This is a genomic window from Streptomyces sp. NPDC054863 (assembly GCF_053610825.1).
This window is the reverse complement of record NZ_JBSGZD010000316.1, coordinates 1-8,931: the sequence shown is the minus strand read 5'-3', so window position 1 is coordinate 8,931 and position 8,931 is coordinate 1. Positions and strand designations below refer to the sequence as shown.

Sequence of the window (8,931 nt, the reverse complement as noted above, 5' to 3'; positions counted from 1 at the left end):
GGCCTCTGCTGCGGCTCGGAGCCCGCGGCAGGCGGCGTCCGGGGGCCGGTGCGCGGCCCCGGCAGGCCGTCGGCCGATGCGCCGGTGGGCTTGTTCATGCCGTCCACCCCGTGTCCCTCCGTACGGAACCGATACGGCCGTCACTCTGGTGGACGGGCACCGGGGAGAGACGTTCGATTCCGAGGGGCTGATGGGTGGGAGCGGGAGTGGGATGCATGGTTCCTCCGTAAGGGCGGCTGCGTGGTACTGGTGCTCTAAAAACGCGGCGAATCCGGTCTCGTCACGGCCCGTTCCGCGAACTTTTGTGAACACCAGTTCCCATCGCAAGGTTTGGCCGGTCAGGATCCGGCGGGCGGATCTCAAACCCGCCCGTTCGGGCCGGGTCACTCCTTCGGGGAATTACTTCGAACGGATGCTCAGGTTCGAGGACGCGCTCCACGTCGGGAGGCAGGACTCGTCAGGCACCCGGCGAACGGCTCCCGCGAACCACGAGACGGTGCTGTACCGGGAGGCCGCCGACCAGGATCCCTCGCTCGACGACTCCAGACTTGAGTGGGCCGCGCTCCGGAAGCCGTTCCCGAAGGTGGTGTTCTCCACCACGCTGTCGGTCTGATCGACGAGTACCGGGCCCAGGAGAGTCGGGTCGGCCAGTGACGTTCTCTCAGCGAAACGACCCGTGCGAGGCCGTGTGAACCACCGCCTCGCGAAAGCGTGTCGGACGGCCCACACCCGAGGCCCCTGGTCGTACCGGTCCTGCCGCAAGAACAGCCTCGTGCAGGGTGCCCCTTCCCGCCGTCACCCGATCTGTGACCATCCTGGAATCGCCGGATCCCGCTGGGCTGCCGAGGAGTGCTTTCAGGCCGTCAAGGGCCGGCGCGGGCCGGACGGGGCGAGGTCCGCCGCTCCGTCGGCAGGTATCGGCACGTCACCGTGGCGATACCTGCGCCTTCTTTCCCCGCGGGCCATGCCCGCTGCGACGGTCCGAAAAGGGGGCCGCGGAAACGACACGGCCTGGTTGGCTCCATCCAGTTGATGGGCCGTCAACTCGATGGGCCGCAGCCCTCACCTGCTACAAGAGGCTTGCGAATCCACCACACGAGACATTCCCCTCCCGGGGTGGTGCAGATAGTTTTTCCAGACGTGACCACAGTCCCAGGTGAAAACCTGTGCCACATCATCCTCAGCGATATCCCCTGGCGGTCCCGTGATTCTCCTTGTGGAGATCTTGGAATATGGCTCGTTTGATGTGGCAGGCATGCGTGCGTGTATGCAGTATTGGTGCGACGAGATCCAAGGAGTCAACACGGAGGTGAATTATGTCGAAGCTTGCGTACGAGAAGCCCACTTTCCGGTCTGCGGGATCATTCCGCAGCAGCACCACCGGAACGACTACCTGGGCCTACGACGGCTTCATCCTGGCGTACTGGTAGACGACCGTATGGAGTGATCAGATGTCGGGTCGGGGGTTTCCCTTCTTCGTCGTGCTGCCGGATACGGAGGACGGGGAATACCTGACCCGATGTCATCCGCTCGACACATCCGCTCCGAGGAAGATCCTGTACGCGTCCGGACGTCCGTGGATTGTCGGGCAGTGGAATGATCGTGAGCTGATTCGAGCAGCCGTCGACAATATTCAAGTAGTGCTGATCGGCTCATTCTCGGTGACCGTGCGGGAGCTTGAGAACCGTATCGCCAGGGTTCGGCGACTTGCGGATATGGATCGGCTTCCGGCTGAATTTCCCGGCAGCTACCACCTTCTGGCCGGGGGAGACGAAGGGGTCCGTGTCCAGGGGACCGCATCCGGTCTGCGGAGGGTCTTCGCCGGTCGACGGGGCGAAATCGTGCTGGCTGCCGACCGTGCTGACGTCCTCGCGGACGTGCTCGGTTCCGCTCTGCGGGTGTCCGCGCTCGCGACACGGCTTCTGCAGCCGGTGTGCCACCCGCTGAGCGAGAGGACGCTGTGGTCCGGAACGGAAGCGGTGGCGCCCGGCGACTGTCTGCTGATCACGCCCCAAGGTGAAGGCTCACGGACGGCGAGCTGGTGGCGTGTACCCGATCCCGTTCTTGGTCTCAAGGAGGGAGCCGAGTCCGTGCGGGCGGCTCTGTCCAGGGCTGTGGGTGTGCGTACGGCCCGGGGCGGGCCCATCAGCGCCGATCTGTCGGGAGGATTCGACTCGACCTCACTGGCGTATCTGGCAGCGGGGCACCCCGTCGACCTGACGGTCGCCACGGCGATGCTGCCCGATGTTCTGGTGGACGACGGCGTCTGGGCCCGGCGTGCAGCGGCCCGGCTGCCCCACGCTGCCCATGTTGTCCTGGAGCCGCACGAGGTGCCGCCCGGCTTCACCAACGTCGCGGGAAGTCTGGAACGCCTCGACGATCCCTCGGTCATGGTCGTCTTTCGCGAACGCGCTCTGGCTGTTGTCCGTCGCATGGCGCAGCGAGGCAGCCGGCTGCATCTGAGCGGTCATGGTGGCGACCACCTCTTCCTCGGCTCGCCGGCCCATTGGCACTCGGTGGCTCGCCGGAATCCGGTGCGCGCGTTTCGCCAGCTCAGGGGATACCGAACGACTTTTGCCTGGGAGTGGAAGGACATCGTTCAACAGCTCCTCGACCGTCGGTCCCTGTCGCACTCGCTGGCGTCGATGGACCTGGAACCAGGGCGGCCCATCGACATCTCCACGCCGAGGCTCGGTTGGCTCGTGCATCCGCGCGTCCCGAACTGGGTCGCGTCCTACGGAATCGACCTGGTGCGCGAGCAGCTGGCTGCTGCGTGCGACCACGCCGTACCTCTCGCTGCCACGCGCGGCGTCCACGCGGAGCTTGATTCGATCAGGATGGGGACGCGGGACATCGCCGCCCTGTCACAGATGTCCGGCATGCTCGGACTCCCGCTGCACACGCCCTACTTCGACGACCAGGTCATCACGGCAGCCCTGTCCGTGCGCCCTGAGCACCGGGCGACGCCCTGGACGTACAAGCCGCTTCTCGCCGCCGCCATGCGTGGGATCGTCCCGGGCGAATGCCTGGACAGGACCACGAAGGCCGAAGGATCGGTCGACATCCTACGAGGCCTGCACGAGCACCGAGAGGAACTGGGCGCGCTCTGGGAGGGGTCATTCCTCGGCGAACTGGGACTGGTGGATGAGTCGGCGCTGCGGAACATGTGCCGCAACCCGCAGTCCCTGGAGCTGGACGACGGTGGTCTTGCAGGCGCACTTTCGTGCGAAATGTGGCTGCTCAACAATCGCGAGTTGCACTCTTCCGTTCGCATTCCAAGGAGTGGCCGGTGAAAATCGCAATCAATCGAAATTACCGCATCGCTGACACGGAGTACGGTGCGATCATGCTCAATGAGAAGCAAGGGACTTATTGGCACCTCAATCCGACCGCCGCTGCCGCTGTGCGTTCCCTGATCGACGGAAGCACCGTCGAGGAGGCCTCCACACGGGTGGCAGAGAAATTTGACGTGGCCCCCGAGGTCGCCCGGCAGGATGTGCTCGACCTGGTTTCTGCCATGCGTGAGGCGGGGGCTGTTTCGTGAGTTTCAACATGGCGGCGGAGCGAAAGGACAGGCGTCTACCGGTTTCCACGGCTGTCGTGGCGCGGGCCGCCGTGTCCATTTCATTTCTCTTGTCCTTCTGCTCTCCCCGAATGCTGGCCAAGATTCTCGGTCACTTGGCGAAGAGCGCCCGGCCGGCCACTTACGAAGAGGCGTGCTCAGCAAGGGCCGATGTCCTGTCCGTCAGTCTTCGACTCAACGCGTTGCGGAAATGTCTGCCCAGATCCATCGCCATCGCCCTGTTGTGCCGGTGGCGGGGTTTCTGGCCCACGTGGTGCGTCGGGGTTCGTGTGGCCGCACCCTTCAGCGCGCATGCCTGGGTGGAGGCCGAAGGCCGTAGCGTGGCCGAGTTCAGGGTGTCCGACGCGTACGCCAAACTGCTGCAAGTACAGGCAGGAACGCACAACCGCCCGGCATCGAACCAGCTTCCGGCCGACGGCCGTGAGTAGACGCGCGTACCGAGTGACAGCACACGGCCCCACCCAGGACGCCTTCCGGCACGGGCGCCGGTGTTCCCGTGACGCCGCACTCCAGGCCAGGCCACTGCGCCGCACATGAGGCTGAGGAACCCCACGGGGCGTTATTCGATTGCGCCCCCGGCTCGCCTGTTGCATCGTGCGACGAGCAATCCGTAAGCCCCCCGCAAGGAGACATCACATGCGCCGACGCTCCGAGTTCCCTCCGAAGGTCACTCCCACCTCTTCAGAGAACCGGATTGTCAGTGCACACGGAAACGCACACACCGACGGGCGCGCGCACCCACGCGCACTCCGCCCCCTCCCCGACCGCGGCTGATCCCCTCGCCCCGACCGCGGCTGATTCCCTCAACCTGGGCATCCTCGCCCATGTGGACGCGGGCAAGACGAGCCTCACCGAACGGCTCCTGCACTTCGCCGGTGTCGTCGACGAGATCGGCAGCGTCGACGCGGGAAGCACCCACACCGACAGCCTCGCGCTGGAACGCCGACGCGGGATCACCATCAAGTCCGCCGTCGCGTCGTTCGCGCTCGACGGCCGTACGGTCAACCTCATCGACACCCCCGGACACCCCGACTTCATCGCAGAGGTGGAGCGGGTCCTCGGCGTGCTCGACGGCGCCGTGCTGGTGGTGTCGGCCGTCGAGGGCGTTCAGGCGCAGACCCGTGTCCTGATGCGCACCCTGCGGCGCCTCCGTATCCCCACCCTGATCTTCGTCAACAAGATCGACCGCAGGGGAGCCGGGGAGACCGACCTGCTCGGCGCCCTCGGCGACAGGCTCACCCCCGCCCTCGCACCCCTGGGGGCGGTGCGCGACGCCGGCCTGCCCGCCGCCTCGTTCCAGCCGTACGCGGACGGGGAAGCGGACTTCGCCGACCGCCTGGGCCAGTGCCTCGCGGAGCAGGACGACACCTTGCTGTCGGCATACCTGGACGCCCTGCCGCACCCCCTGCCGCCCGCCCGGCTGCACCAGGAACTCCTGCGGCAGACCCAACAGGCCCTGATCCACCCGGTGTTCTTCGGTTCGGCCATCACGGGCGCCGGGATCGACGCCCTCGCCCGGGGCATCGGGGAGCTGCTGCCGCGTGCCGGGGGAGACCCGGACGGGCCGGTGTCGGGCACGGTCTTCAAGGTCGAGCGGGGCGCGTCCGGGGAACGGACCGCGTACGTCCGGCTGTTCGACGGAAGGGTGCGGGTACGGGATCACGTGACCCTCCAGCAAGGACAGGGGAGCGCCCGCGAGGGCAGGGTGACCGGGGTGCGGGTGTTCGCGGAGGGGGCGCTCGCCCGTGCCGAGGCGGTCGAGGCAGGGCGGATCGGCCAGTTGCTCGGCCTCACCGAAGTACGCGTGGGAGACACGGTCGGCGGACCCGGACCGCGTACGACGGCAGGCCGCCACTTCGCCCCGCCGATCCTGGAAACCGTCGTCGAGCCGGTGCGCCCCGGCGACCGTTCCGCGCTGCACACCGCGCTCGTGCAACTCGCCGAGCAGGACCCGCTGATCGGGATGCGGCACGACGAGGTCCGGCGGGAGATCTCCGTCTCGCTGTACGGGGAGGTGCAGAAGGAGGTCATCGGGACGACGCTCGCCGAGGAGTACGGAATCCCCGTGTCGTTCTCCGGGACGACCACCATTCACCAGGAGAGGGTCGACGGCTCCGGACAGGCACACGAAATGATGGGGGAGGACGGAAACCCCTTCTTCGCGACCGTCGGACTGCACGTGGAACCGGGCCCGGCGGGGAGCGGCGTGGGCTACCGGCTCGGTGTCGAACTCGGCTCGATGCCCTACGCGTTCATGCGCGCGGTGGAGGACACCGTCCGGGAGACCCTCCGGCAGGGCCTGTACGGCTGGCAGGTGAGCGACTGCGCCGTCACGCTGACGCACTCCGGATACAACTCCGTCATGAGCACCGCCGGGGACTTCCGCCGCCTCACCCCGCTGGTCCTGATGACCGCCCTGCGCAGGGCCGGGACGAAGGTGCGGGAGCCGATGCACGACTTCCGCCTCGAAGTCCCGGCCGGAGCGCTCGGGCAGATCCTGCCGCTCCTGGCCCGACTGCGGGCGGTACCGGCCGCACCACGGGTCGAGCGGTACGGCTACCTGCTGACCGGGGAGATTCCGGCGGCCTCCGTCCACGCGCTGGAACGCCGGCTCCCGGGCCTCACCGGCGGAGAAGGGCTGTGGGAATCGTCCTTCACCCGGTACCGGCCGGTGCCGGGTGCACAACCGCCCCCGGCCAGGCCGCGCACCGACCACAACCCGCTGCACCGCAGCGAGTACCTGCTGCACGTCGTGCGCAGGGTGTGAGGTCCGCCGACCCGCTGTGGATTCCCGGGCGCGGTGTGGCCATGGTGGCGGGGCGGTGACGATCAGTCGACGAGGGCGAGGCGGACGCCGAAGCCGGCGATGACCGTCCCGCTGATCCGGTCGAGGTTCCGGCGCGCGGAGGGCCGCCGGAGGCTGCCGCGGAGCGCCCGGGCGAAGGCGATGAGTGTGCCGGACCGGAGTGTGCCGAGCCGGATGTGTACGCCGGCCGGCAGGCCGCCGTCGTCAGGTGCGCGGCACCGGCCGGGACGAACTGCGGCAGGACAGCCAGGGAGAAGGCTCCCACCTTGGGATTGAGCAGGTTCGTCAGCGCACCCTGGCGCCAGCCGCCCCCGAAGCTGTCGTCGGCATCCGGTGCGTCCGGGGTGTCGGCCCGGGCGAGATCCGCCCAGGCCCGTCGGCGCAGGGCCGAGAGCAGGATGCGGCCTCCCGTCCACACCAAGTACGCGGCTCCTGCCCAGCGGAGCAGCTCGTAGGCGAGGGGGGAGGCGGTCAGTACGGCGGTGATGCCGGCCGCGCCGAGCACACCCCGGACGAGGGTGCCGGTCTGGATGCCGAGGACCACGCCCCAGGCGCGCGTGCGGCGACCGCGTGATCGACGGCTCGGCCGCGCTCCTGCGGCGGCTTGTGGCGCGGGGGAGTCGGCGTCCGAATCGACCTGGTCACGGCCGATCTTCTCGGCAAGCCGGCCCTGTCGCCCCCGGTCACGCCGTCGCTCCGATCCCCAGGGTCTGCACCGGCTCGCCACCGCATGCACCGAGGCCCGCCCACCCCGATGGCGGAGCAGCCGAGGGTCGACCGGGCGAGCATGCTGCGGGCGGACTTCACGCGCCTGCGGGACGAACGGGCCTGGTCGGGACGGCCGCGCCCCGGCCGGCAGGCGGACGCGGAGCCCTTCAGTACGAAGGGGCCGCTTGCGTTCCTCCGCGCTGCGAACGCGGCCAGGTCTCCTTAGTGTCGGCCTGACGGAGCACTCACCGCAGGAAGCACGTGCGGCGAGTGCGGGAACGGGCCGCAACCGGCGGTCCGCCGTCCGACCCCGGAGGAGCACCCATGCCGGAACTGTTCATCGGTGGCACGTGGACCGCCGCCGTCGACGGGCAGGTCCGTGAGATCCGCTGCCCCGCGGACGGCACCCTGGTCGCCACCGTCGACGAGGCCGGGCCGAAGGACGCTGCCGCCGCGATCGCCGCGGCACGGGACGCCTTCGACAGCGGGCCGTGGCCCGGTACACCGGCCGCCGAGCGCGGCCGGCTGCTGCTGCGCGTCGCCGACCTGCTGGAACGCGAGAAGGACGCACTCGCCCGCGCCGAATCCCTGGACACAGGGAAGCGGCTCGTCGAGAGCGAGTACGACATGGACGACATCGCCAACTGCTTCCGCTACTTCGGCAACCTGACGGCCTCGGGCGGTACGGACCGGGTCGTCGACACCGGAAATCCGGAGGTGGACAGCCGCGTGGTGCACGAGCCGGTCGGCGTGTGCGCGCTGATCACCCCATGGAACTATCCGCTGCTCCAGACCGCCTGGAAGGTCGCCCCGGCGCTCGGCGCGGGCAACACGTTCGTCCTCAAGCCCAGTGAGCTGACCCCGCACACCGCCATCATCCTGATGCGCCTGCTGGCCGAGGGGGGACTGCCCGACGGGGCTGCCAACCTGGTCCTCGGCGCGGGGCCCGCCGTGGGCGCACCGCTCAGCGAGGACCCCCGGGTCGACCTGGTGTCGTTCACCGGCGGACTCCTGACCGGACGGCGCATCATGGCCGCCGCGGCCCCCACCGTGAAGAAGGTCGCGCTGGAACTGGGCGGCAAGAACCCCAACATCGTCTTCGCCGACGCCGACTTTGAGGCGGCGGTCGACTACGCCCTGATGGCGATCTTCCTCCACTCGGGGCAGGTCTGTTCGGCCGGTGCGCGGCTGCTGGTCCAGGACGAACTGCACGACGCGTTCGTCGACGAGGTGGTGAAGCGCGCGCAGGAGATCCGGCTCGGCGGCCCGTTCGACGAGAACGCCCGCACGGGGCCCCTGATCTCCGCCGCGCACCGCGACAAGGTCGAGGCGTACGTGGCGGCAGGGGTGGCCGAGGGTGCGGTGCTGCGCTGCGGCGGGGCCCGCCCCACCGACCCGGCGCTGCAGGACGGCTTCTACTACCCGCCGACCGTGCTGGACGAGTGCACGCCCGGGATGTCCGTGGTGAGCGACGAGTCGTTCGGCCCGGTGCTCACCGTCGAACGGTTCCGGGACGAGGAGGAGGCGGTCGCGCTCGCCAACGACACCGTCTACGGGCTGGCAGGGGCGGTGTGGACGCAGGACACGGGCCGGGCGCAGCGGGTGGCCTCCAGGCTGCGCGCCGGAACCGTATGGATCAATGACTTCCATCCGTACGTACCGCAGGCCGAGTGGGGCGGAATGAAGCAGTCGGGATTCGGCCGCGAGCTGGGTCCGGCCGGCCTCGCCGAGTACCAGGAGGCCAAGCACGTCTGGCGCAACCTCGCTCCGGTTCCGCAGAGGTGGTTCGCATGAGTACCGCTTCCGGCGGCGGGACCGGGGACCGGGCCGATGC

At 69.0% G+C, this 8,931-nt stretch carries 6 protein-coding genes and 1 pseudogene; 6 read left to right on the top strand and 1 reads right to left on the bottom strand.

Going from position 1 to position 8,931, the window contains the following annotated elements:
- Positions 1-487: 487 nt before the first annotated feature.
- The 5 genes and pseudogenes from ACWGIG_RS33480 to ACWGIG_RS33460 form a co-directional block, all read left to right on the top strand.
- Positions 488-607: pseudogene (locus ACWGIG_RS33480) on the top strand (dihydrofolate reductase family protein); the annotation flags it as partial.
- Between the two features lie 844 nt (positions 608-1,451).
- Positions 1,452-3,293: an asparagine synthase-related protein gene (locus ACWGIG_RS33475; protein ID WP_453325454.1), complete on the top strand. Its 1,842-nt coding sequence runs from the start codon at positions 1,452-1,454 to the stop codon at positions 3,291-3,293.
- Positions 3,290-3,544, top strand: coding sequence for a lasso peptide biosynthesis PqqD family chaperone (locus tag ACWGIG_RS33470; protein ID WP_453325453.1), 255 nt, complete (start codon positions 3,290-3,292; stop codon positions 3,542-3,544). The genes ACWGIG_RS33475 and ACWGIG_RS33470 overlap by 4 nt, the downstream gene beginning before the upstream one ends.
- A gap of 8 nt (positions 3,545-3,552) precedes the next feature.
- Positions 3,553-4,011, top strand: coding sequence for a lasso peptide biosynthesis B2 protein (locus ACWGIG_RS33465; RefSeq protein WP_453325456.1), 459 nt, complete (start codon positions 3,553-3,555; stop codon positions 4,009-4,011).
- A 380-nt stretch (positions 4,012-4,391) separates the two neighbouring features.
- Positions 4,392-6,350 (top strand): GTP-binding protein, encoded by a 1,959-nt coding sequence (locus ACWGIG_RS33460; RefSeq protein ID WP_453325455.1) that lies wholly within the window; start codon positions 4,392-4,394, stop codon positions 6,348-6,350.
- On the opposite strand, the gene ACWGIG_RS33455 is transcribed toward ACWGIG_RS33460, so the two are convergent.
- A complete protein-coding gene (locus tag ACWGIG_RS33455; RefSeq protein ID WP_453325452.1) occupies positions 6,238-6,933 on the bottom strand; it encodes a LysE family translocator in 696 nt (231 codons plus the stop codon). The genes ACWGIG_RS33460 and ACWGIG_RS33455 overlap by 113 nt on opposite strands.
- A gap of 488 nt (positions 6,934-7,421) precedes the next feature.
- Between ACWGIG_RS33455 and ACWGIG_RS33450 the strand changes: the two genes are divergently transcribed.
- On the top strand, positions 7,422-8,891 hold the full coding sequence (locus ACWGIG_RS33450) for an aldehyde dehydrogenase family protein (protein WP_453325451.1): 1,470 nt from the start codon (positions 7,422-7,424) through the stop codon (positions 8,889-8,891).
- Positions 8,892-8,931 lie beyond the last annotated feature (40 nt).